At 51.7% G+C, this 23,338-nt stretch carries 20 protein-coding genes and 1 pseudogene; 9 read left to right on the top strand and 12 right to left on the bottom strand.

All coding sequences use genetic code 11. The features are described 5' to 3' along the window. Positions 1-53 precede the first annotated feature (53 nt). Both BZG77_RS01970 and BZG77_RS01975 read left to right on the top strand, forming a co-directional pair. Positions 54-710, top strand: a complete 657-nt coding sequence (locus tag BZG77_RS01970) for a LysM-like peptidoglycan-binding domain-containing protein (protein ID WP_198532371.1) — start codon at positions 54-56, stop codon at positions 708-710. A gap of 190 nt (positions 711-900) precedes the next feature. Beyond that, positions 901-1,793, top strand: a pseudogene (locus BZG77_RS01975) (methyl-accepting chemotaxis protein); the annotation flags it as partial. Positions 1,794-1,849: 56 nt separating this feature from the next. Here BZG77_RS01975 and BZG77_RS01980 read toward each other — a convergent pair. Beyond that, the gene (locus BZG77_RS01980; RefSeq protein ID WP_077645993.1) at positions 1,850-2,317 is read right to left on the bottom strand and encodes a GNAT family N-acetyltransferase; all 468 of its coding nucleotides are present in this window, start codon (positions 2,315-2,317) and stop codon (positions 1,850-1,852) included. An 84-nt stretch (positions 2,318-2,401) separates the two neighbouring features. Beyond that, positions 2,402-4,366, bottom strand: coding sequence for a 2',3'-cyclic-nucleotide 2'-phosphodiesterase (gene cpdB, locus BZG77_RS01985; protein WP_077645994.1), 1,965 nt, complete (start codon positions 4,364-4,366; stop codon positions 2,402-2,404). 288 nt (positions 4,367-4,654) lie between these two features. On the opposite strand from cpdB, the gene cysG reads away from it, so the two are divergent. The 4 genes from cysG to cysC all read left to right on the top strand — a co-directional run bounded on the left by cysG (position 4,655) and on the right by cysC (position 9,203). Beyond that, on the top strand, positions 4,655-6,082 hold the full coding sequence (gene cysG, locus BZG77_RS01990; protein ID WP_077645995.1) for a siroheme synthase CysG: 1,428 nt from the start codon (positions 4,655-4,657) through the stop codon (positions 6,080-6,082). A gap of 12 nt (positions 6,083-6,094) precedes the next feature. Continuing rightward, complete coding sequence (cysD, locus tag BZG77_RS01995) at positions 6,095-7,003, top strand: sulfate adenylyltransferase subunit CysD (protein WP_077645996.1); 909 nt, start codon at positions 6,095-6,097, stop codon at positions 7,001-7,003. A 9-nt stretch (positions 7,004-7,012) separates the two neighbouring features. Next, entirely contained in the window at positions 7,013-8,437 is a 1,425-nt protein-coding gene (gene cysN, locus BZG77_RS02000; protein ID WP_077645997.1) for a sulfate adenylyltransferase subunit CysN, read from the top strand. 145 nt (positions 8,438-8,582) lie between these two features. Next, on the top strand, positions 8,583-9,203 hold the full coding sequence (gene cysC / locus BZG77_RS02005; protein ID WP_077645998.1) for an adenylyl-sulfate kinase: 621 nt from the start codon (positions 8,583-8,585) through the stop codon (positions 9,201-9,203). Positions 9,204-9,208: 5 nt separating this feature from the next. Here the strand turns inward: cysC and BZG77_RS02010 are convergent, their stop codons facing one another. The 7 genes from BZG77_RS02010 to BZG77_RS02040 all read right to left on the bottom strand — a co-directional run bounded on the left by BZG77_RS02010 (position 9,209) and on the right by BZG77_RS02040 (position 14,456). Next, positions 9,209-10,111, bottom strand: coding sequence for a TIGR03899 family protein (locus BZG77_RS02010; protein ID WP_077645999.1), 903 nt, complete (start codon positions 10,109-10,111; stop codon positions 9,209-9,211). 238 nt (positions 10,112-10,349) lie between these two features. Then, complete coding sequence (locus BZG77_RS02015) at positions 10,350-10,847, bottom strand: DUF3299 domain-containing protein (RefSeq protein ID WP_077646000.1); 498 nt, start codon at positions 10,845-10,847, stop codon at positions 10,350-10,352. 3 nt (positions 10,848-10,850) lie between these two features. Further along, positions 10,851-12,110, bottom strand: coding sequence for an ABC transporter permease (locus BZG77_RS02020; RefSeq protein ID WP_077646001.1), 1,260 nt, complete (start codon positions 12,108-12,110; stop codon positions 10,851-10,853). Further along, complete coding sequence (locus tag BZG77_RS02025) at positions 12,107-12,817, bottom strand: ABC transporter ATP-binding protein (protein WP_077646002.1); 711 nt, start codon at positions 12,815-12,817, stop codon at positions 12,107-12,109. Before BZG77_RS02025 ends, BZG77_RS02020 begins: the two co-directional genes overlap by 4 nt. Positions 12,818-12,858: 41 nt before the next feature. Then, on the bottom strand, positions 12,859-13,488 hold the full coding sequence (gene zrgA, locus BZG77_RS02030; RefSeq protein WP_077646003.1) for a zinc uptake protein ZrgA: 630 nt from the start codon (positions 13,486-13,488) through the stop codon (positions 12,859-12,861). Between the two features lie 26 nt (positions 13,489-13,514). After that, entirely contained in the window at positions 13,515-13,802 is a 288-nt protein-coding gene (locus tag BZG77_RS02035; RefSeq protein WP_077459981.1) for a DUF2607 family protein, read from the bottom strand. Positions 13,803-13,901: 99 nt separating this feature from the next. Beyond that, positions 13,902-14,456 carry a YtfJ family protein gene (locus BZG77_RS02040; RefSeq protein ID WP_077646004.1) on the bottom strand — a complete coding sequence of 185 codons (555 nt, stop codon included), beginning with the start codon at positions 14,454-14,456 and terminating at the stop codon, positions 13,902-13,904. A gap of 371 nt (positions 14,457-14,827) precedes the next feature. On the opposite strand from BZG77_RS02040, the gene BZG77_RS02045 reads away from it, so the two are divergent. Next, positions 14,828-15,034 (top strand): DUF1107 domain-containing protein, encoded by a 207-nt coding sequence (locus BZG77_RS02045; protein ID WP_077646005.1) that lies wholly within the window; start codon positions 14,828-14,830, stop codon positions 15,032-15,034. A gap of 71 nt (positions 15,035-15,105) precedes the next feature. Here BZG77_RS02045 and msrA read toward each other — a convergent pair whose 3' ends face one another. Further along, the gene (msrA, locus tag BZG77_RS02050) at positions 15,106-15,732 is read right to left on the bottom strand and encodes a peptide-methionine (S)-S-oxide reductase MsrA (protein ID WP_443216229.1); all 627 of its coding nucleotides are present in this window, start codon (positions 15,730-15,732) and stop codon (positions 15,106-15,108) included. A gap of 169 nt (positions 15,733-15,901) precedes the next feature. Between msrA and tamA the strand changes: the two genes are divergently transcribed. Both tamA and tamB read left to right on the top strand, forming a co-directional pair. Then, positions 15,902-17,605 carry an autotransporter assembly complex protein TamA gene (gene tamA / locus BZG77_RS02055; RefSeq protein ID WP_077646007.1) on the top strand — a complete coding sequence of 568 codons (1,704 nt, stop codon included), beginning with the start codon at positions 15,902-15,904 and terminating at the stop codon, positions 17,603-17,605. 8 nt (positions 17,606-17,613) lie between these two features. Next, on the top strand, positions 17,614-21,369 hold the full coding sequence (tamB, locus tag BZG77_RS02060) for an autotransporter assembly complex protein TamB (protein WP_158011404.1): 3,756 nt from the start codon (positions 17,614-17,616) through the stop codon (positions 21,367-21,369). A 49-nt stretch (positions 21,370-21,418) separates the two neighbouring features. Here tamB and ppa read toward each other — a convergent pair whose 3' ends face one another. Together ppa and fbp are read right to left on the bottom strand one after the other, a co-directional pair. After that, the gene (gene ppa / locus BZG77_RS02065; protein ID WP_077459975.1) at positions 21,419-21,946 is read right to left on the bottom strand and encodes an inorganic diphosphatase; all 528 of its coding nucleotides are present in this window, start codon (positions 21,944-21,946) and stop codon (positions 21,419-21,421) included. Between the two features lie 128 nt (positions 21,947-22,074). Beyond that, on the bottom strand, positions 22,075-23,097 hold the full coding sequence (gene fbp, locus BZG77_RS02070; RefSeq protein ID WP_077646009.1) for a class 1 fructose-bisphosphatase: 1,023 nt from the start codon (positions 23,095-23,097) through the stop codon (positions 22,075-22,077). Positions 23,098-23,338 lie beyond the last annotated feature (241 nt).

The following is a 23,338-nucleotide window of genomic DNA, read 5'->3' on the forward strand; positions in this document are numbered from 1 at the left end:
CCAAAAAGGCGTCCAATGTGAGGACAAAACAACAATATATGCGCGGAGTGGCAATGAAGTTAATAGCAATACGAGCGCTCTGGGATAAACTGCGTGCGAAAGGTGGACACAAACTCACCACTGTTTTAGAGCAAGCGGCGACGTTAAGTCGTCACAGTGCGATGCTAACGCGAATACAACACGCGTGGCGCCACCTGCCTCGTCTCCACCGGCGGCTGCTGATGATCCTGGTTCCCGTCGTTGTGGTATTGGCCTTACTTCCTAGTCCCACGCCGCCTGAGTCGTCATCGGATAAACCTGTGCGCCAGGCGCGACAGCCGGTTGCGATCAATCCAGATGCGAGCCGTTCGTTATCATCGTCAACAGCTCCATCGTCAACAGCGTCACAAAACGCATCGCCAGTGGCTGACTCTGCGACGTCACAGAAGGCCTCAACCGCAGAAGAGAGCGCTTGGACACGTCATCAAATTGAGTCTGGTGATACCTTGGCCAAAGTGTTCCGACGCTACGATCTCGCCTTAACGGACTTGTATTCGATTGCCAATATTGAAGGTGAAGGCAAACCTATCAGTCGCATTCAGCCTGGCCAATGGATTCGTTTTAAACGGACATCCAGTGGCGCGCTAGATATATTGCAGATCGAAACGGAGAAAGGTCAATCCGCACTGTATTTTCGCCTCTCTGATGGCGGTTTTGCCCGTCAACGTTAGTTTCTTGAAACCGTCATTCTAACCGAAGGCATTGATAGGAAGTGCTTTCGGTTTCTTCCTTGTCTTCTTTAGTTCTTGCTTTGTCTGTTTTTTGCGCAATTTTGTGATTAAAGTCGCTGCAGAACGATTTTTAAGCTACTTTTTATAAATCAGTCAATACGGCTGGATATATTACATTATTGAGGCGGAAAATGATGAAATGGGTTAATTGGCAGACTCAAGCATCGCCATGCAAGATAGTCTGCGCACGTTGATTGAAGAAGTAATTGCCGCGGTAACCCAATTGAGCAGTGCAGTCGAAGAGGTCAGTGCCGTATCGAGCCAAACCTCGAGCAACATGAAGTATCACAAGTGGCGACCGCGATGGCACAAATGAAAGCCACCGTGGCGGATGTGGCGCAGAATACCGAAAGCGCATCCACCGCCGCCAACGAAGCGAGCGAGCAGTCTCGTATGGGGGCGCAAGATATTGATGGGATGGTGGCATCGATTCGCAAAGTAGCAGAGGACATGCGTCAAACGGGCAATACCGTGAGTGAGCTCGATCAGCAGTCGAAACAAATCAACATGGTGGTGGATGTTATTCGTGATATTGCCGAGCAAACCAACTTACTGGCGTTGAACGCGGCGATTGAAGCAGCGCGTGCCGGTGAATCGGGCCGTGGCTTTGCGGTGGTGGCCGATGAAGTGCGTACCTTAGCGGGCCGTACCCAAGACTCAACGGGCGAAATCACCACCATCATCGAAAAACTGCAGCAACACGCCACGCAAGCGCGCAATGCTACCACGCAAAGCTGTGAGAGCATTGAGCAATGCGTAGAGCAGGGCGACCAGGCTCAACAGCTGGTGCGTGGGATTGAAACCTCGGTTGAAAACATCGCTGATATGGGAATGCAAATTGCCAGTGCCTGTGGGGAGCAAGACTCGGTAGCGGATGAGCTAAGCCGTAACATTGAGCGCATCAATGATTCGTCACAAGAAGGCGCTGGCGGTGCTGACCAAACCGCACAAGCCTGTAGCGAGCTCAGCCAGTTGGCGCAATCACTGCAAACGACCATGCAGCGCTTCCGTCTAACCAAATAGGTCGTACTGCCAATAGATGAAAACAAAATCCCGTTGATTCAGCGGGATTTTTTGCTTTAAACGGCGGATGCGTCACTCACCGATAAACGCATATCAATATGGGGGATCCCATCTTCTAAGTAGGCCTCTGAAAACGCCGAAAAGCCATGGGTTTGATAAAACCGCTGTAAATGTGTTTGTGCGCCAATCTCAATATCATCATGTGGCCAATGTTGCTGGCAAGCCTGAATCGCGTGGCGAACCAATTGATGCCCCCATTGACCGTTTCGGTGAACGGGCGCAACGATCACACGGCCAATGCTGGCGCCTGAGTAACTTGCACCTGGTGCCAGCACACGGGCATAAGCCGCCAGCTCGCCATTCAGCCAGCCCATTAAATGCAGCGTCTCTGGCGCGGTGTCGAGCGCATCAAGCTCTGGGTAGGCACAGGCTTGTTCCACTACAAACACATCTACCCGTAATTTCATCAGTGTGAATAAGGTGCGCGTATCAAGCGCGTCAAATGTCACGATTTGCCAATCCATACCAAAACTCCAAAGGGGAAAGTAAAAAAATACCGCAGACAGGCTGCGGTATTCAAAAGCTATTTATTGGGTGTCGTTAACCAGCTACTGACGAGGCTGGCTTAAATCAACATGATAAACGCCAAATCCCACTTCATCAGTGCCTTGGCGGCGCATTGACCATTGGCCTTTTTGCTCGATAAATTGCGCCGCTTTCTCGCTTGGTGAGGTTTCAAAGCTGACCACAGCGTCACCTTCGATAGGCGCGATAGACCAGTTGTTATCTGCACTCACTGTGACTTGGCCTTCTTCTTGACTCACACGGCTGATGTAGTTGGCGACCACGGTACGGTTTTCATCCGGCGCGGCAAAGGCGATATGGTCACTGCCGGTGCCTGGGAACTTACCACTATAGGCACGGTAATTGTTGGTCGCTATCAGGAAGGTTTGCTCAGGGTCAACCGGCTCACCTTGATAGGTCAGATTGATGATTCGCGACGCGTCTGAATTGACCTCATTGCAATCACCGTCGTAGCGGGCAGGCTTGGTGATATCAATCTGATACTCGACACCGTCAATGACATCAAAGTTATAGGTGCGGAATCCATCCCAGTTCACCAGTGACTGGGGCTGCTCTGTGTTGGGATCGATTTGGTTAAACTGGCCGGCACTGCACTCTAGCCATTGGGTAAGCTCGGCACCAGAGACTTTCAGTGCCACCAAGGTATTCGGGTACAGATAAAGATCGGCGGCGTTACGGAACGTCAGTTGGCCCGCCTCCACTTCGGTAAAGTTGCTCGGATCGTTTTTGCGACCACCGGCTTTAAAAGGCGCGGCGGCAGACAGCACCGGCAGATCGGCTAAGTCAGGGTCCCCTTGAATCATGCGCTCGACATAGTCTTGCTGTGCGAGGTTAACGATTTGTACGGTCGGATCGTCTTGAAGCAGGGCCAAGTAGGAATACATCACATCATTAGCTTGACCAATTGGCTGATTGACGAAATCTTGTGTGGCTTTATGGTCTGACTCCACAGCCTTAAGCAAAGCTTCATCGGCCTCGACTAAGGCCTTGTTATTCGCCTGATCAAAAATCGGACGCGCCTGAGCCTGACTGTCAGTGACTTGCCATTGACCATCGACTTGCTCGAGCGCCAGATCTATCACTCCGACATGGCTGCCCCAGCGGCCGGCCATCACACTGGCCACACCATTGATCGTGCCTTTATCGATATCCGCACCGGGAATGTTGGCGAAGTCTTCTCCAGGGAAGACGGCATGTGAATGACCAAAGGCAATGGCATCAATGCCGTCGACCTCCGTGAGGTAATACACAGAATCTTCTGCCATCGCTTTATAAGGCGCTTGTGAAATACCTGAGTGAGGAATAGCCACGACCACATCGGCCCCTTTGGCTTTCATTTCCGGCACTAACTTTTCTGCGGTTTGTTTAATGTCTTTGGCGATCACCTTTCCTTCGAGATTGGCTTTATCCCAAGTCATTATCTGTGGCGGGACAAAGCCGATGTAACCGACTTTGATGGTGTGGCTATCACCGTCTTCATCTTTGAGTTGGTATTCTTTAATTAAATACGGGTCAAAGTAGTGCTCGCCGCTATCGGCATCAAACACGTTGGCGTTGATATACGGGAAGTTAGCGTCGTTGATTGACTCTTTTAAAAAGGCCAAGCCATAGTTGAATTCATGGTTACCGATGTTTCCCACTTCATAATTGAGCAAGTTCATCGCTTTGTACACTGGGTGCACTTCGCCAGGTTTGATGCCTTTGCTCGCCATGTAATCGCCCATTGGGCTGCCTTGGATCAGGTCACCGTTATCGACCAATAGCGCGTTTTGTGCTTCATCGCGAGCTTGTTTGACCACGGTCGCAGCGCGGACCAAGCCGATTTTTTGTGACGGCTTGTTTTTGTAGTAGTCGTAATCCATCACATTAGTATGAATGTCGGTGGTTTCAATCACACGCAGGTTGATGGTATCGGCAAAGGCACTGCCAGATACGGCAAACAGACCAGCAACCACCGCGGTGGCGACAGCAGAAGGGAGCAAACGCATAACAGGATCTCCAAGTGAAAAGTGTGCGTTAATTATCAAGCAATTGAATTATGCCGTTTATCATTCATATGAAGCTGTGCGCTTGATCGGCTTTATCGAACCGTTTCAAGGCTCTGAGGTGGCAATTGAGCGCTTTGCGATCGCAGTCATTGTTTTATTGACCCGATGCCTTACCCATTCCACTCCCTCCTAAAGCACAAAAAAGAATAAAAAATGAATTTATAGAATTTCAGGTAATATTTGTGGGGCGATATAGTGGTGGTATTGTCATCAAGGAAATGCGCGATCATGGATTATCTTCCTCTTTTTGCTCAGCTCAAACGTCGTCCTTGCCTCGTGGTGGGCGGTGGCGAAGTGGCATGGCGAAAAACCCGCATGTTACTCAAAGTCGGGGCGGCAGTCACCTTAGTGGCCCCAGAGATCGACCGTGAAATTGAAGAGGCGCAAGCGCAAGGCAAGTTGACGGTGTTACGCGAGGCGTTTCGTCCCGAACATCTGGRTGGAAACATGCTGGCAATTGCGGCGACTGATAATGCCTTAGTCAACGAGTTGGTCTCCACTGCCGCTGACAGCCGCAATATTTTGGTCAATGTCGTCGATGACACCCCTAAATGTAGCTTTATTGTCCCTTCTTTAGTGGATCGCTCCCCCATTATCATTGCTATCTCGTCGGGCGGTAAAGCGCCGGTATTGGCGCGGATGCTCCGTGAAAAAATTGAAACCTTGGTCCCCCAACATATCGGTAAAATGGCAGCGATGGCGGGCGCATTTCGCGACAAACTGAAAGCACGCATTCCGACCTTAACGGGGCGGCGTAAATTCTGGGAAGCCGCTTTTAGTGGCCGGTTTGCTGATTTAGTCGCGGCGGGCAAACACCAGCAAGCCGAGCAGGCGCTTGAACAGCTCAGTGGACAAATCACCACCCAAGGCGAAGTGGCCTTGATTGGCGCCGGGCCAGGGGATCCTGGGCTATTGACCTTGCGCGCGTTGCAATTGATGCAGCAAGCCGATGTGGTGTTATACGACTATTTAGTCGCTGAGCCGATTATGGAGTTGTGTCGCCGAGATGCAGAGCTGGTTTGCGTGGGCAAACGGGCGAGCTACCACAGTGTGAGCCAAGACGACATTAATCGTCTATTGGTGGAGCATGCCCAAGCGGGAAAACGGGTGGTGCGCTTAAAAGGAGGCGATCCGTTTATGTTTGGCCGTGGTGGCGAGGAGTTACAAACACTGGCCAACGCCGGAGTCTCGTTTCAAGTGGTGCCTGGGATCACTGCGGCGGCGGGGGCGACGGCCTATGCCGGTATTCCGCTCACCCATCGCGATCATGCCCAGACCGCACTGTTCATTACCGGCCATTTGAAAAAAGAACAAGACACGCTGGAATGGGCCACCTTGGCACGCGCGCAGCAAACCTTGGTGATCTACATGGGGCTAATGAAGTCGGCCCACATTCAAAGCCAGCTTTTGGCTCATGGCCGTTCACCGGAGACGCCGGTGGCGGTGATTGAAAACGGCACCCGCCCAGAGCAAAAAGTCTTTACCGGTCAACTCAACAACTTACCGTCGCTGGCTGAGCAAGCGGCGTCGCCAGCCCTAATCGTGATAGGCGAAGTCGCGGCCCTCGCCGGTCAGTTGACTTGGTTTGGTGATAATAATGTGGCAACCGATGCTGATCCCACGCAAGCGCCAACCGCCGTGGTTAACTTCGCTTAAAGGATAATGAAGATGGACGCAAAAACACTGACTCACCTCCAGCAGTTGGAAGCCGAGAGCATTCATATACTGCGGGAAGTCGCAGCGGAGTTTGATAACCCCGTGATGCTGTATTCAATTGGTAAAGATTCGTCGGTGATGCTGCATTTAGCACGCAAAGCCTTTTACCCCGGTAAGATCCCGTTTCCGCTGTTGCATGTCGATACCGATTGGAAGTTTCGCGACATGATTACCTTTCGCGATCGCACCGCTAAAGAGCTGGGGCTAGATCTGATTGTGCACAAAAATCCAGAAGGAATAGCACAGGGGATTAATCCTTTTGATCACGGCTCCGACAAGCACACCGACATCATGAAAACCCAAGCGCTGAAGCAGGCGCTGGATCAATATAAATTTGATGCGGCGTTTGGCGGCGCACGTCGGGATGAAGAAAAGTCCCGTGCCAAGGAGCGTGTCTATTCGTTCCGCGATAAGAACCACCGTTGGGATCCGAAAAATCAACGGCCAGAGCTGTGGCGCAACTATAACGGTCAAGTGAACCCGGGCGAGAGCATTCGTGTGTTTCCGCTCTCTAACTGGACTGAGCTCGATATCTGGCAATACATCTATCTGGAAAATATCGATATTGTCCCGCTTTACTTGGCGGCTGAACACCCGGTGGTGGAGCGTGAGGGCACCTTGTACATGGTCGATGATGCGCGGATGCCGATTGGACCCGAAGAAACCGTGACCCATAAATCGGTACGTTTCCGCACCCTGGGCTGCTACCCGCTCACGGGGGCGATTGAATCCACCGCGACCACTTTGCCAGAGATCATCGAAGAGATGTTGGTCGCTACCTCAAGTGAACGCCAAGGGCGGGCGATCGACCACGATCAGTCCGGATCCATGGAGCGCAAAAAGCGTCAGGGTTATTTCTAAGGAGCAGTCATGAATCCAGCAATTCAACAACAGGTGGCCGATCTGGGTATTGAGGGTTATCTGCAACAGCACCAACACAAAAGTTTATTGCGCTTTTTGACCTGTGGCTCGGTCGATGACGGTAAATCGACCTTGATTGGCCGCTTGCTGCACGACTCGCAACAGATCTATGAAGATCAGCTGGCTGCTGTCCATGCCGATAGCCAGCGTGTCGGTACCACGGGGGAGAAACCGGATCTGGCGCTACTGGTAGACGGCCTGCAAGCCGAGCGCGAGCAGGGGATCACCATTGATGTGGCGTACCGGTATTTCTCCACCGCCAAGCGTAAGTTTATTATCGCCGATACCCCAGGCCATGAGCAGTACACCCGTAATATGGCCACCGGCGCGTCGACCTGTGATGTAGCGGTGATCTTAATCGACGCCCGTCACGGCATCTTGGATCAGACCCGCCGTCATTCGTACATTGCTAACTTGCTGGGTATTCAGCATTTTGTGGTAGCGGTGAACAAGATGGATTTGGTGGCATATAGTCAAGCTCGGTTTGATGAAATTCAACAGCAATATCTGGCCTTTGCCGATCAGCTCAATCCCGGCTTGTCAGTGTCTATGGTGCCCTTGTCGGCGCTGGAAGGCGACAATGTGGTCAATGCCAGTGACGCGATGGCGTGGTATCAAGGCGAGCCGCTACTCAGCCAGCTAGAAGCCATCGACATTGAAAAATCACGCGGGACGGGCGCGTTCCGTTTTCCGGTGCAGTATGTCAATCGACCGGATCTGAACTTCCGTGGCTATGCAGGCACCCTTGCCAGTGGCGAGTTGCATGTGGGCGATGAGGTTAAGGTACTCCCTTCTGGGCTTACCGCGAAGATCGCGCGCATCGTCACCTTTGACGGTGATCGTGAATTTGCCTTTAGCGGTCAAGCGGTCACCCTCACTTTAGATAGAGAAATTGATATCTCGCGTGGCGATCTCTTGGTGCGAGCGGATGATGACGTGGCGGTGGGTCAACGATTTGACGCCGACGTGGTGTGGATGACGCAAACCCCACTGGCACCGGGGCGCGAATACGATATTCAGTTGGCCAGCAAGAAAACCTCAGCGCAGGTTGAGGCACTGTCGTATGGGGTCGATGTTAATACGCTTAATACTCATGACGCAGACACCTTGCCGCTCAATGGCATAGGTCGTTGCACCTTGACTCTGAGCGAAGCGGTGCCGCTAGATACCTATCACGATAGCCCGAATACCGGTGGCTTTATCCTGATTGACCGCCTCACCAATGTGACGGTCGGCGCGGGCATGATTCGTCATGTCGCTGAGACGCAGCCACTAACCACCTCGTCGTTTTCAGCGTTTGAGCTTGAATTAAACCAGCTTATCCGCAAGCACTTTCCGCATTGGCAAGCGCGGGATCTTGGTCAGCTGGGATAGATAATACCTGAGTGTTAATAAGCCCTATATCGGGCTAGCCACATCATTCGCTAGCCCGATACGAGGTCTCATTAAGGCAATGATAATAGAATAGGTGAATCGTGATAACACACGTATTTTGGCATGGCGGACGGAGAGACTATTTATGACGCAATCTTTTAGATCGTCTTCCGATCCTAACGTGATCTGGCATACACATAGTGTTGATCAAGCAACGCGCAGTGAACAAAAGCAGCAGCAGCCGGTCGTGCTTTGGTTTACTGGCTTGTCTGGCTCGGGCAAATCGACCATTGCTGGTGCGTTGGAGGCCGCCTTGGTGGCCGAAGGGCACCATACCTATTTGCTGGATGGCGATAATATTCGCCATGGATTGTGTCGCGATCTGGGTTTTTCCGATCAGGACAGAGCCGAGAACATTCGCCGAATTGGCGAGGTGGCTAAGTTGATGACCGATGCTGGTCTGATTGTCCTCAGTGCTTTTATCTCACCATTCCGCGCGGAGCGAGAGAGGGTGAGTGAGCGTTTGCCTGAGGGGCAGTTTATCGAAGTCTTTGTCGATACGCCGCTGGCGGTGTGCGAGCAGCGCGATCCAAAAGGGCTGTACAAAAAAGCGCGTGCTGGCGAGATCCCAGCGTTTACCGGCATATCGTCAGATTATGAACCACCGCACGCACCGGCGATTCATTTAACTGGCGATCAGCGTGTTGCTGAGCATGTGGCGGTCTGCCTTGATGTGTTGCGCGATCGGGGAGTGCTGCGCACCTAAAGGTATCACGCATGGGTGTTGACGGTATCGCCAATGTCGCTGCGCATCTCAAAGCCTTCAGCGAGCAAGGTACAAATCGCGTGGTGGTAGTCGGGATGCACACGTTTGCCGACCAGTTTAGCCAGCTCGTGGCCGGTGGGACTAAAGCGGTAATAATACAGGCGCATCCCTTTGTGGAGCGGAGTGAGCATGTACTGGGTGTCTTGCAGTGTAAATGGCATGGCAGGATGCATCTCAATGATCCCAGATTCAAGCTCGGTGCGCAGGATCAGCCCTAAATCCATCAGTAACATCAAGTCGGTATAAGAAAGCTGGTAATGCCCTAGCGAGAGTTTGTGTGGCGGCTCTGGGCGCAGCAGTTGCACCAAGCCTTGACGACGACGAAAACCGGTGACTAGCTTTTTGGTGCTGTCTTGGCCAAAGGTGCTGGACAATGCACAGGCGCGTTGCAGTGCTTGCGCTTCGCGCTGGGTCATGGTTTCTAAAAGAGTGAGTGCTTTGATCGAGGTGCTTCCCGGACGCAATATTTCCTGTTTAAGGATCTTGGCCCAAAGCTGTTGCATCGCATAGCCGTGAATATTGCGGGCTAAGTCGAAAAAGCGCACCAGCCAATCCGGATCGGGGGTTTGTGCCGTTTCACTGTGACAACTTTCGTAGGTACGAGCAATGATCGCTTCGAGGTTGGCTTGTTGCTTTTGCATCACCTGGCGTTGGCGGTTTGCGCTGCGATGGGCGAGATCCTCTTGCTCCACGTCTTGTAAGCGAGCATCAACCTGATACTCGCTCGCAATCGCTTTTAGTCGCCCTTTACTGCCGCGTAAATCGGCATCTTCTTTATAGCTGTGATCTTGGTGTTGCCGTTTCTCTGGGTGGGCGTCGACGACCACGGGTTTGTCTTGCTCTGCCATGCGGTTCTCACACTGATTGTCAGCAAAATTTTATGCTGGCAAATATGTTAATTAATGATTAAATTTGTTAACATTGTGGTGTTATCTATTAAGCGTAGGGATGCGTGTGCGAAGGCAAAAACCTAACTCCATCAATTTACTGTTGATCGCCATTTATATCGGCGCACTGGCGATATTGTCTCATTATATTGTCTGACAATGGTGTCGGCGCCGATCAAGCTCACTGATTGATAGAAATCTATCCGTCGTCGTAGGCGCTTAGCGTTGTACCTTGTAGTACATATCCCACCTCTGCCAAGTCATGACTGACATGCTCAGTATTGAGTGTCCCTTCGACATAAACCACATCCCATAGTTCTTGAATCGGCGCGCCATCGGCAAACTTTACGTAAATAATTTGATTGGGCGGTGGGGGTGGTACATGGATGCAGGCGCCAAGAAAAGGGACCAGCAAGAATTCGGTCACCCGTTGATCGTCACCTTCTAACGGGATCACAAAGCCGGGGATTTTAACTTGGCTGTTATTGAGTTCAGGGCGAACCGAGCCGACCAAGCTTTGCGGGTTATCACCGTCGTGGCTAATGTCTGGCATGCCGCGGCTATCAAACTGTGCCCGTTCGTGCTCAGGAACCAAGTCTATCCAATCGAGCATGAGTGGTTCACTGCTTGCCCAAGCAAGCGAACTCAAAAGGCCGCTAAGCCAGGCGATAAGATGGAGCGTTGTCCGTTTTTTCATGGGTTATACCTTCATTGTCATGCCGTCGGACAGTGTTTGTCGGTACGCGCGCCAAGCGGGAATTAAGCCGACCACGAGACCAGCGATAAACACGCCGACCATTAACAAACATTCATAATAAGAGGGCCAGTCGAGCGGTAAGAACAGGCCAAATTCACTGATATTATAGGGCTGGGTGAGCGCAAGACCGCCATAAAGCAGTAGCACACCTAAGATGATACCCGCCAGGGTGATGGCAACCGCCTCACTGACCAACAGCAGAATAATATGTACCGGACGTGCGCCCATTGCCCGTAAAATGGCCATTTCTCGTCGACGCTCGTTCAGGCTGGTGAGCAGGCTGGAGAGCATGCCTAATAATCCAGCAACGACGACAAATCCAGCGATCACTAATAGCGCTTGCTCGCCCACGCGCATCATGTCCCATAGCTCATGTAAGGCAATACCGGGCATGATGGCAGTCAATGGCTCGCGTGGATAAGTATTGACCCAACGCTGGACGGCAAACGTTTTGATTTTACTGTTCAGACCCACCATGACCGCAGTGAGTTGCTCGGGCTGTAATTCACGCTGCTGTGCTTGGGCTTGAGTGAGGCCTTGGCCGAGTCGTGCGCCACTTTCCCAGCCGACATGAATCGCTTCTATGGCTTCGAGCGACACATGCACACTGCGGTCGACGGGCGTGCCGGTGGGCGCCAAAATACCGGTGACAGTAAACGGCAAATTGTCGTGTTGATTAAAGCTTTTATCGGCCAGTCCATGAGCAATCACTAGGTTATCGCCCATTTTGTATCCCAGATCTTTCGCCACTTGGGCGCCAATCACGGTATCAAATAGACCGGAAAATGGGCCGCCTTGGCGAAAGGCGAGTGGTTGTTTTTGACCATATTGATAATGGGAAAAGTAATCATTGCTGGTGCCGAGCACGCGAAAGCCACGGTGAGAATCCCCGAGTGAAATGGGGATGCTCCAACTCACATCTGAGTGCTCGCGAAGGCGTTGATAACTTTCCCAGCCGATATTGTTGGTGGCATTACCAATTCGAAACACGGAATAGAGCAGCAAATTAATGGAGCCGGAACGGGCGCCCACAATTAAATCGGTGTTGGAAATGGTGTTGGCAAAGCTGGCCTTCGCTTGCGTGCGCACCTTTTCGACGCCGAGTAACAGCACCACGGCGATGGTGACGGTCAGCAAAGAAAGCAATGCGGTGGCGCGGCGATTTTTCAGGCTTTTCCCCGCAAGTCCCAATAGCGAAATCATTGCTGATCCTCCTTGCGATGCATGGCGCGATTCAGCATGGTGCGATTAAGCGCGGGAAGCGAAACATCGCGGTCAAACAAGGGCGCTAATTGACTGTCATGGCTGACAAACAATAAGCTGCTATTAGCGTCACGACATCGGTCTTGAAGCAACTGAATAAAGGTGTTGCGGGTGTCAGCGTCGAGCGCAGAAGTTGGCTCGTCAGCGATAATTAACGCCGGCGCACCAATCAGCGCCCGCGCCGCCGCGACCCGTTGTTGCTGGCCGATACTCAGCGCGGTGACCGGCTGGTGGTGGCAGTTTGTGGGTAAGCCCAATTGGTCGAGCAAGGTGGCGGCCTCTTGACGAGGCGATCGTGTCAACGCCTGACGACGCAAATGAGAAAAGCGCAGCGGCACGGTGACATTATCGATCACCGATAAATAAGGCAGCAGATTAAATTGCTGAAAAATATAACCAATGTGGTTAGCACGGAATTGATCACGCTCGCGATCATTCAGTGTCGTTAGCGCTTGATGATTGACCGTCAGCGTACCCGTCTGGGGGATATGAATACCCGCAATCAGGCTTAGCAGGGTGGATTTACCACTGCCGCTGGGACCTTGTAAAAATATATGCTCGCCAGCATTGACCGCAAAACTGTCGATATCAAGGATCGGTTGCGGCTGGCCCGGCCACGTAAAACCTAGTTGTTTGATGGTTATCATGCCTGACAGGGGCACTGGATGCGCCCCGCCTCCTTTTTTCACTACCACTGGATGTGCGACTTAGCACGAATCAAGGTATCAACCCAGACCTTATCATCGGTAACGGCCTGAATTTTGATGGCTTCTGTGTTGGGGAACAGGCTAAACCAATCCGTTTTCAATTCGGTGAAGGCTTGTGGGGTTTGGCAAACGAATTGATAGTTCACGGATAAAGTGTTGTGGTTACCCTGATCATGCTCGTCGTGGCCGTAGTGCTCGTCGTGGTTATGGTGCTCGTCATGGCCGTAGTGCTCGTCGTGGTTATGGTGTTCGTCGTGGCCGTGATGCTCATCGTAGTCGTCAAAACTGCTAGTGACTTTGGTCTCGGCAAGCTGGCAACTCGCTGCTTCAGCAAGTTGGAAGCGTTTTCCACCATCACGCAGAAGCGCATAGGCATCTTCGACCGCTTGCTGGTCAGCGGCGTTTTTAGGCTGGTGTTCAAAGCCGACCACATCATTGCCGGGGGCCGTTAACTCAATGAATACGCGCTCACCGTCTTGGGCGAGGCTCAGTGCTACCTCCCCGTGGACGTGGGCATCGAACGACTGATAGCTGGCTTCATCGGATAATGTTGCTGCAGAGGTGGTCGCGATGGCCATAGTGATAACGCTGGGTAATAAACGAGCTTTCATGTGGTTTCTCCTCGTGAATAAATGAATTAGATAATGAAGGCATTTATTTCACTCGGTGGGGCGCGCGCCGAAAAGGCTATAGCGGTACGATAAGCTCGCTGAGGTTTTGACCAAACGATGAGGGTATTGGCAGCATAGGTGGGCGTCGGTGTCACGATACTGGAAGCCAGTATTGCTGGTGGGATGAGATGACAGACACCACAATGCTCACTGTGATGGCTCGGAGCTAAGGTGTCGACTTGATGGTGCGCCCACAGTCCGGCTTGGCTAAGCACCAATACAAATAGCAGGTTGACGAGCACTCGCCGAGTCATCCAGACGTCCATGAGGTTATTAAGTGATGTGATAACATAACAATTGTAGCCTTGAACGCCAAGTCTGAAATGAAAGCGCGGGCCTTGCCCGCGATATGATTATTGGTTTACCAGCTCTGTCACCAAGCTGACAACTTGATTCACTTCATCCTCGTTTAGCTTACCTTCTTTAACAAAACGCACCATGCCTTTATCATCCAGTACGGCAATCAACGAGCTCTCTTCTTTTAAGCGCCATGCCTCTGCGACACTGCCATTTTCGTCGAGCACAATCGATGACCAGCTAAATTCGCGTTTACTGTCTTCGGCTGACGATTTTACAAAGCCGCCAGTTCCCCACATGGCATCATCTTGATTGATGATGGTGGTGGTTTGATAGCGTGCATCGTCAAAATCCGCGGCGGTAATTGCCGCCATGAGGGGGGCGTTCATTTCTTTGGCGCTACTGCGTCCAGCAATGGCTTGGATCACGCGTACTTTTTCCTGCAACTGTTCGGTTTGCCAAGTTTGATAAACGATATCGTCGCCATTCAAGGTTAGTTCGCCGTGCTCGGCGACCTTGGCTGACGGTAAAGGTGCACCGTTTTGGATCGTGTGCGCCCAACTGGTGCCTGTGAATAACGCAAAAGTGAGAGCAAGTAGGGTTTTATTCATGCTTTATCATCCATGTCTGTGGTCATTATTTGGCATTCGGTGCCAAGTTATCTATGGTTACGCCAGACAGTGCGTTGTGCCAAGTGCCAAGGGTTAATCCGTGCGCGAGATCGGAGTTTTATCCAGTAATCGTCACTTCAAAGCGCGCGTATTGATCTAAGGTAGGAACTTTTCGCGCCCAGTAGGCTCTAATTCTGTGCTTGTCATCAGAATAAGATGGCACTTTGCTTGCTTAGCTTTATACGTGGAGATTGCCAGATAATATTCGGTGCTCCAAGGTGGTAACACATAATTTACCAAGAAACGGTGAAAGAGCGTTGTTACTGTTTCGGTCTGTTCATCAGACTTGGTTGAGAAATAAAGGGATCCCTATGCTTCGCATCTTTCGTCAATATCGACCAACCCAGATTGCGCGATATGTGAAACGATTTTTTAAGGGCCGACTTTATATTGAAGGTGTCGGCGCGTTTGAGTTTGATAGAGGGCGTTTGCTACCTCCAGGACACAGTGATAAACGTGCACTCTCGGTCATGACCGAAGTAAATAAAGAAATTAAATCGATGGCCATCACCGCATAAAAAACGTGCGATGCAGAAAAAACACGTCTAATGACGTGTTTTTTTTATCTCTGAGTTTGCGTGCCTTCAGACTATTGTGGCGGGAAGCAAACGCCGGTGCCACCCAAGCCGCAGTAGCCTTGGGGGTTTTTGTGCAGATACTGCTGATGGTCTGTTTCTGCTAAGAAATAAGTACCTGCGGGGGCGATCTCTGTGGTGACGGCATCTGACTTGCCCGCTGCTTTTAAAGCGGCTTGATAGGCGGCAAAGCTGGCTTCTACCGTCGCGCGATCGGCAGGATCACAGTAATAAATGGCTGAACGGTACTGTGGGCCCACGTCATTACCTTGGCGCAACCCTTGAGTTGGATCGTGGTTTTCCCAAAAGATCGTCAATAAAGCGTCCAGACTGGTGACACTCGGGTCAAAAATGACATTAACCACTTCGGCGTGGCCTGTTTGACCCGTACAGACATCTTGATAGCGCGGGTGTTGTGTTACCCCACCGCAGTAGCCAACAGAGGTCATGACTACACCTGGTTGTTGCCAGAATTTGCGTTCCGCTCCCCAAAAACAGCCCATCCCTAAAATGACCTGTTTCTGACCGTTCGCTGGGGCCGTTGTGATAGGTTGCCCAAATACGGCATGTGGCTCGGTGGGCGTGATGGCATCAGCACGATCCGCAATCGCATTATCGGGTTGGCTGAACGAAGATTGCATCGACATAGGCATCCTTTTACTGCTGTGATGAAAAGCGTTATGTGTTGTATGAAACCGCTTTGGGTGTGGACTGATGTGAATGGCGCTAGCATCAAGCCCAGCTCAACGCGTAATATGGCAAGATATCATCAATTTTGTTGAGCGGCACCCTAGTAATGGTTCTCATTGCATGAAGATACGTAAACTCTCCCTTATTGCGATCGCCTTTTTACTGCTACCTAGCTGGGTACGCGCGAGCCTCGACGTTGAGCTCCAAGGACTCGAGGGTGAAGCGCAACAAAATGTAGCAACCTATTTGGCGGCGATCGCGCCCGAAGAACGCGATGGGTCGTATCGGTTTAAGGCGCGTGTCGAGCGCGATGTCCGACAAGCACTCCAGGCAGTAGGCTACTATCAGCCAAAAATCACGCTGAACGAGCCAGAGGGCGATACCCTGGTTGTCTCCGTTAATCCTGGCCCCCCGGTCAACGTGGCGCAAGTCGATGTCGTCTTTTCCGGTGAAGCTGCGATGGATGATGACTTTCATTCGCTTAAAGCGAAAGGACCGCAACCTGGTCATCGGCTCAATCACAGTGATTATGAGTCACTCAAAAGTCAGATCCAGAGCTTAGCCGTGAAAAAGGGCTATTTTGATGGTCGTTTTACGCAAGCCCGGCTCGAAGTTGCGCCTGACCGCCAGCAAGCCTTTATTCGTCTGCATTTTGCCAGTGGCAAGCGTTATCATTTTGGTGCGATCGATTATCAAGGCTCGCAAATCCAGCATAAGCGACTTGATACACTGCGAGATTTTTCACCAGGTGATCTCTATCAAGTTACTGACTTAGGCGAGTTTAACCAAGCGTTAGCAAATACGGGCTGGTTTGCCAGTGCATTAGTCCAAGCGGATATGGAAGACGCCGAGGACAATGAAGTGCCGATCAAGGTGACGTTGACCCCGGAAGCGCGCAATAAGTTTGAAACTGGGGTGGGGTATTCCACCGACATTGGTCCGCGTCTTAAGCTTAATTGGCGTAAGCCTTGGTATAATTCAAGGGGGCATAGCCTGAGCACATCACTGGCGGTTTCTCAGCCAGAGCAAACCCTTACTTCTACCTATAAAGTGCCGCTTGACGATGTTTCACGGCAATACTATCAAGTTCAGCTGGGGTTAAAAAATACAGACCAACGCGATACCACCAGTTTTGAAGCGACGACCTCTGTCTCCCGACACTGGCTTTATGATACCGGCTGGCAGCGCAGTGTATCGCTGCGCTGGCTGTACGAAAACTATAGCCAAGGGCAAGATGAAGATATCGTCAGCGTGGTGCTGCCGGGCGTCAACGTTACCCGAACGCGCGTGCGTGGTGGTCTGATGCCGCATTGGGGAGACAAGCAATCACTGACGCTGGAGGCAGCCGATCCCGCGTGGCTGTCGGATATTAGCTTGCTGCGACTTCAAGGTCGTAGTGCTTGGATTCGCAGTTTAAATAAGAATCATCGTGGCTTACTTCGGGTCGATGGTGGCGCCCTGATTTCCGAGGAGTTTCGTGAAGCACCACCATCATTACGCTTTTTCGCTGGGGGGGATAACAGCATTCGTGGTTATGGCTATGAAACCGTCTCGCCTGTCGATGACAGCGGTCAGTTAAGTGGTGCACGCTATATGTTAACCGGGACTTTAGAATATCAGTATCGTCTTGGTGGCAATTGGTGGTGGGCGGTGTTTGCTGACGGCGGCGATGCGTGGACCAACCATTTGTCATGGAAGCGCGCGGCCGGGACAGGCATTCGTTGGTCATCACCGGTGGGCCCGATTCGCCTTGATGTCGCCCATGGTTTTGATAATGACGATGACGACTTTCGTGTGCACCTGACGTTGGGGCCTGAATTATGAGCCGGTGGTTGGTTAGATTAACTTTGATTCTATTAATCACGATATTTGCGCTGGTAGGTTTGGTGTCCACCACCTTATTTACGCCGATCGGGTTACAAGTTGGAGTGTGGGGGGCACAGAAAGCTATACCTGCATTATCGCTTGAACAAGCCGAGGGTACTTTGCTGACCGGCTTTGAACTTCGTGGTCTGCAATATCAGGATGAGCAAATCCAATTGGCCGCTAATAAGCTGGGGATTGAGATAAAAGGTAAGTGCTTACTTACCCCATCAATCTGTGTCGAACAACTGGCGGCTGAAGGGGTAACGCTTGCGCTTAATTTCCCGCCAAGCGATGACAACACCGCCGCCGAGCCGTCTACCGCGAGGATCCAATCGCCGCTACCGATACATATTAACGCGTTTGCATTCAATGATGTGGCGATTCAGGTGGCTGGACAGGCGATTGACTGGCAGCAGCTTCAAGGCGGTGTGCATGTCGAGGGAGGCACATTAACCTTATCGCCCACAAAGTGGCAGCAGCTGGTGGTTACCCTGCCCACCAACGACAGTGATCAAGAAAATACCGACCGTGCGGTTGGTAAACCTGATAGCGACGCCTCGAGTGCCCCTTTTCATTATCCAGGGCTCCGCTTGCCGTCCATTCATGTGCCGCTAAATATCAATGTTGAGCAATTTAGCCTACGCGATACTCGTATTGACGCCGGTACAGTACATACCTTTTCTTCGTTAGATCTCGTCGGCGCCGTCAAGGGCAGTGCGGTGACGATTGACCATTTTTCGGTGGCTGCCCCTCAGGGCACGGCTAAGCTTTCTGGCGATATCTTGTTGGAAGGTGAGTACCCACTGACCTTAGAAACACAGTTGACCACGAAATTGGCACCGCTCCAAGGGCAAGCATTGTCACTGTCGGCGACGGGGAGTTTAGCGGCTTTAGCGCTGCGCGCTGAGGCAACAGGACCGGTGAATGCCAAACTTGATGGTGAGGCGAATGTCCTGGCACCGAACTTACCTTTTGCCGTGCAATTGGATAGCGAGGCATTGGCGTGGCCGCTGACGGGGAAAGCGATCGCGGCATTACGCGAGCTACACTTTCACGCCGATGGTGACTTATCTGACTATCAGCTGGGGCTACAAAGTGACGTCGACGGTCCTGAGGTGCCGAAAACACAACTAAACCTTGCCGGGCAAGGTAGCCTCTCGGCGCTCAAGCTCTCGCAATTTGAGGCACAAACACTCGGTGGTACTGTTGCTGGGCGCGCCAGCGTGGATTGGTCCAGCGTGCCTTTTTGGCAAGCCGAGTTAGGCTTTGCCCATATTCAGCCTCAGCGGCAATGGCCTGAGGTGAATGGTGATCTCACCGGCGCCGTGAGTCATCGTGGGCGCTTAACGCCACAGGGTGGCTGGGATGTATCTATGCCAACCTTGGTTGTTCATGGTGAGCTTGAGCAACTCCCCCTTTCGGTATCTGGCGCGCTCAATGCCCATGATCGTGATGGCGATGGACAACCTAGCGTTTCTACCTCCGGTCTGACGTTTTCCCACGGCCCTAACCGTATTACTGCACAAGGACAAGTGCGTGACGAGTGGCAAATGGGGCTATCGGTGGATATTGCTGACCTGTCTCAATCATTACCGATGTTAACTGGTGTGATTCGTGGCGATGCGCGTCTGAGCGGGCCCTTTGCCCATCCCAATGCCAAACTGGCCGTCGATGCCAAGCAGTTGCGCTGGCAAGATCTTCGCATCAATCAGCTTACCTTAGACGGCGCGCTGGCCTTCAAGGATACCTTAGGTGGCAACCTGAATGTGTCTGTACTGGGAGGGCGCTATCAAACGCTGCGTTTAGAGAACTTAGATCTTACCGTCCGCGGTGATGAAGCCGAGCATCAGCTGGATTTACGCTGGCAAGGCGTTCCTACCTCTGGCGTGCTGAGTATTCAAGGTGCGCTGGCGCGCGAGTCCGGTTGGCAAGGGCAACTGCTCGATACGCGGGTGAATGTAGAAGACATTGGCGACATCGTGCAGCAAACCGCGGCGCCCATTGCGTTTACTTTCGCCGATACGCAAACCCAGATCGGCGAGCATTGCTGGCAGTGGCAAGCCACTTCCTTGTGCTTATCGCAACCGGCAACCGTCGGCGCGCAAGGGGACGTGGCCGCCAAGATTGAAGGCTTTGAAGCGGCGCAAATCTCCGCCTTCTTACCGCCGGAATGGCAGCTCAATACACGTGCCAATGCAGCCGTTCACGCTCGATGGCAGCCTGACGCCTCGCCAGATGTACGCGCCTCGATTGATATCACCGACGGTGCACTGCGTCAGCAAGCAGAAAGGCCACTAGTCATTGACTGGCAACACGCGAACATGGATGCACGCTGGCACAATGACCAATTACAAGGGGCGCTTGCTCTGACGTTGGATGATGGTGGCACCCTTGCGTCTGGCTTTACCCTAACCGATTTATTGGCCCCTACACCTACGATTACTGGCGACCTTACCGTGACTGCTGTGCAATTGGCCAAGCTTGAGCCCTTGCTCGGAAACGATAAACAAGCGGATATGAATGGTGAAGTGAATGCGAATTTACGTCTTGAAGGCCCACTAACGTTACCGCAAGTGTATGGCGGCATGACGGTCAGTGGGCTGCGGATGAAAGGCTTATCGTCACCGGTGGATGTAGATAACGGGCAATTGGCTCTGACGGTTGATGGGCAACAAGGGCAACTGGATGGGCAGTTAATCACGCCTGAGGGTCCGCTAACACTAAAAGGCGATGGCCAATGGCCCCGCATTGATGATTGGCAATTTGGCTTGAATGTATCGGGTGATACGTTACGTGTTAACCTTCCCCCAATGGTAAAGCTCGATGTCGCGCCAGATCTTACCGTCTCTGCGACGCCTGACCAGGTCGCGATTCGTGGTGATATTCATGTGCCTTGGGGACGGATAGAAGTCGAAAACTTACCTGCGTCAGCGGTGACGGTGTCAGACGATACGGTGCTGTTAAACCAAGACTATACGCCAAAAAGTACAGAACAAGACGAGCCGATGCCGTTTAACCTAGTCACCGATGTAAAGTTAGCGCTGGGGGATGACGTTAGTCTCGCAGCCTTTGGTTTAAAGTCGCGCTTATCCGGTGAACTGAATATCAAAAACAACCCGCAAGGTGTATTAATTGTCGGGAATGTCAGCTTACTGGACGGAACGTATCGCTCGTTCGGGCAAGACTTGATTATCCGCAAAGGGGAAATCTTGTTTAATGGCCCTGCCGACCAACCCTACCTGCAAGTGGAAGCGATTCGTAACCCAGAGCGAATAGAGGGGGATGTGATCGCAGGTATTCGCTTGAGTGGCCCGGCCGATGATCCGGTTGCGGATATATTTATGGATCCGGCTGGCTCGCAGGCGAATGCCTTATCTTATCTATTGCGTGGCCGAGCGCTGGATGCTGGCGCCGGCGATGCCAATATGACCTCGATGCTGATTGGTATTGGGTTAGCGCAAAGCGGAAAATTGGTAGGAGAGATCGGCCAAGCCTTTGGTGTTGAGGATCTCACCTTAGATACCGCGGGTGCCGGCGACGAACAAAAGGTCGAAGTGTCAGGCTATATTTTACCGGATTTGGAAGTGAAATATGGGGTCGGGATCTTCGATGCGATTGGGGTATTTACTGTGCGCTATCGTTTAATGAAAGACCTTTACCTAGAAGCGGTGTCGGGTGTTGACCAAGCGGTCGATGTGCTTTATCAGTTTGAGATTAAATAAAAAAGCCCGCTGATAGAGCGGGCCTTTACTGTCTCAGTTACACGCTCGATTATTTCTGTGCGCGCTCAAAAGAAGACAGGATTTCGTCTTTTGCAGCTTGTGCATCGGCCCAGCCATCGACTTTGACCCACTTGCCGGCTTCAAGCTCTTTGTAACGCTCGAAGAAATGCGTGATTTGTGCTTTGAGTAGCTCAGGCAGATCGTTCACGTCTTTCACGTGATCGTACTCTTTGGTCAGCTTGCTATGAGGCACTGCGACAACTTTGGCATCTTCACCAGACTCGTCGGTCATTTTTAGCACACCCACTGGACGGCAGCGGATTACTGAACCGGGTACGAGAGGGAATGGGGTTGGAACCAGTACGTCTACCGGGTCACCGTCAAGTGACAAGGTATGGTTTACATAACCATAGTTACATGGGTAAAACATTGGGGTAGACATAAAGCGATCGACAAATACCGCACCGCTATCTTTGTCCACTTCGTACTTGATTGGATCAGCATTCGCTGGGATCTCAATCACCACATAAATATCTTCAGGCAGATCTTTGCCCGCAGGGACCTGGTTCAGGCTCATGGAATGTCCTTTTGTTAAATTAAACAGTGTGTGCCAATTATAACCGCCAAGCGTGAAAATAACAGAGGCGACCTACCAGGTCGCCTCGTCATCATAAAAAAGCGCGGGATTCTTTTTGCTAATACGCGTTAATTGTCTTCATGATCAGGATAGGTTTCCAAGTATTCGCCGACTTTATCCACCATATTACGAGAGCCAACGAAGAAGGGAACGCGCTGATGAAGTTCTTTGGGTTCAATGTCCATCACCCGCTGCATCCCATCCGTAGCTTTGCCGCCGGCCTGCTCGATAATAAACGCCATGGGGTTGCATTCATACAGCAACCGCAATTTACCGTTTGGATAAGCCAGGGTACTCGGGTACAAGTAAATGCCACCTTTTAGCAGATTACGGTGAAAATCGGCCACCAAAGAGCCAATATAGCGTGACGTATACGGCCGTTTCTCGTCAGGGACGTTTTCTTGACAGTATTTGATATATTTTTTGACGCCCTGCGGGAACTTGATGTAGTTGCCTTCGTTAATCGAGTAAATCGTTCCCTCTTTAGGAACGGTCATATTCTCGTGAGAGAGGCAAAACAGACCCAGCGATGGGTCATAGGTAAAGCCATGCACACCATCACCTGTGGTGTAAACCAACATGGTGGATGAGCCGTAAATGATGTAACCGGCAGCCACTTGGCGGTGGCCGGGCTGTAGGAAGTCTTCCTCGGTGGGGGGAGTACCGACTGGCGATACGCGGTGGTAAATGGAGAAAATGGTGCCAACAGACACATTAACATCAATGTTGGAAGAACCATCGAGTGGGTCGATGAGGACCACGTACTTGGCATTGCGGTTGAGCTGTTTGTTAAAAATAACCGCATCATCTTCTTCTTCACTCGCGACACCGCAAACCTGATCGCGCGCCTCCATCGCAGCTTTAAACTTTTCGTTGGCATAGACGTCGAGTTTTTGCTGCTCTTCGCCTTGCGCGTTTTCCGTACCAATCGCGCCTGCAATATCGACCAGACCGGCTTTGTTGATTTCACGGTTGACAATTTTGGCGGCGAGACGAATCGAGGCAAGCAAAGAGGATAAGTCGCCGCTGGCATGCGGGAACGCGTGTTGCTTCTCAACAATATATTCGCCGAGGGTCTTAATGTCGGGCATTCTCAATCCTTAGTGATGATGAACTGTCTTTCTAATTCAATGGCATTTAAGTGGGCAGTGCTCTGCCTCTTGAAATCGTTGTCATTCTAGCGCTCGTGACTTTTTAATCGTACTGAAGAAATGGATGAGGCCAGGGAAGTGTGATCGCGACATAAAAAACCATGTCATATGCGCGCAAGCGATAAGACCCAAGCGTTAATCCAAGGCATAATAATGGCCCGCGTCCAACGGCTGGGTAACC

The organism is Salinivibrio sp. IB643, assembly GCF_001996105.1.
Classification (GTDB): Bacteria; Pseudomonadota; Gammaproteobacteria; order Enterobacterales; family Vibrionaceae; genus Salinivibrio; species Salinivibrio costicola.

Coding starts and splice junctions, on each gene's coding strand:
- BZG77_RS01970 (WP_198532371.1), top strand. CDS start 54: ATGAAGTTAATAGCAATACGAGCGCTCTGGGATAAACTGCGTGCGAAA.
- BZG77_RS01980 (WP_077645993.1), bottom strand. CDS start 2,317: ATGGATTGGCAAATCGTGACATTTGACGCGCTTGATACGCGCACCTTA.
- cpdB (WP_077645994.1), bottom strand. CDS start 4,366: ATGCGTTTGCTCCCTTCTGCTGTCGCCACCGCGGTGGTTGCTGGTCTG.
- cysD (WP_077645996.1), top strand. CDS start 6,095: ATGGACGCAAAAACACTGACTCACCTCCAGCAGTTGGAAGCCGAGAGC.
- cysN (WP_077645997.1), top strand. CDS start 7,013: ATGAATCCAGCAATTCAACAACAGGTGGCCGATCTGGGTATTGAGGGT.
- cysC (WP_077645998.1), top strand. CDS start 8,583: ATGACGCAATCTTTTAGATCGTCTTCCGATCCTAACGTGATCTGGCAT.
- BZG77_RS02010 (WP_077645999.1), bottom strand. CDS start 10,111: ATGGCAGAGCAAGACAAACCCGTGGTCGTCGACGCCCACCCAGAGAAA.
- BZG77_RS02015 (WP_077646000.1), bottom strand. CDS start 10,847: ATGAAAAAACGGACAACGCTCCATCTTATCGCCTGGCTTAGCGGCCTT.
- BZG77_RS02020 (WP_077646001.1), bottom strand. CDS start 12,110: ATGATTTCGCTATTGGGACTTGCGGGGAAAAGCCTGAAAAATCGCCGC.
- BZG77_RS02025 (WP_077646002.1), bottom strand. CDS start 12,817: ATGATAACCATCAAACAACTAGGTTTTACGTGGCCGGGCCAGCCGCAA.
- zrgA (WP_077646003.1), bottom strand. CDS start 13,488: ATGAAAGCTCGTTTATTACCCAGCGTTATCACTATGGCCATCGCGACC.
- BZG77_RS02035 (WP_077459981.1), bottom strand. CDS start 13,802: ATGACTCGGCGAGTGCTCGTCAACCTGCTATTTGTATTGGTGCTTAGC.
- BZG77_RS02040 (WP_077646004.1), bottom strand. CDS start 14,456: ATGAATAAAACCCTACTTGCTCTCACTTTTGCGTTATTCACAGGCACC.
- BZG77_RS02045 (WP_077646005.1), top strand. CDS start 14,828: ATGCTTCGCATCTTTCGTCAATATCGACCAACCCAGATTGCGCGATAT.
- msrA (WP_443216229.1), bottom strand. CDS start 15,732: ATGCAATCTTCGTTCAGCCAACCCGATAATGCGATTGCGGATCGTGCT.
- tamA (WP_077646007.1), top strand. CDS start 15,902: ATGAAGATACGTAAACTCTCCCTTATTGCGATCGCCTTTTTACTGCTA.
- ppa (WP_077459975.1), bottom strand. CDS start 21,946: ATGAGCCTGAACCAGGTCCCTGCGGGCAAAGATCTGCCTGAAGATATT.
- fbp (WP_077646009.1), bottom strand. CDS start 23,097: ATGCCCGACATTAAGACCCTCGGCGAATATATTGTTGAGAAGCAACAC.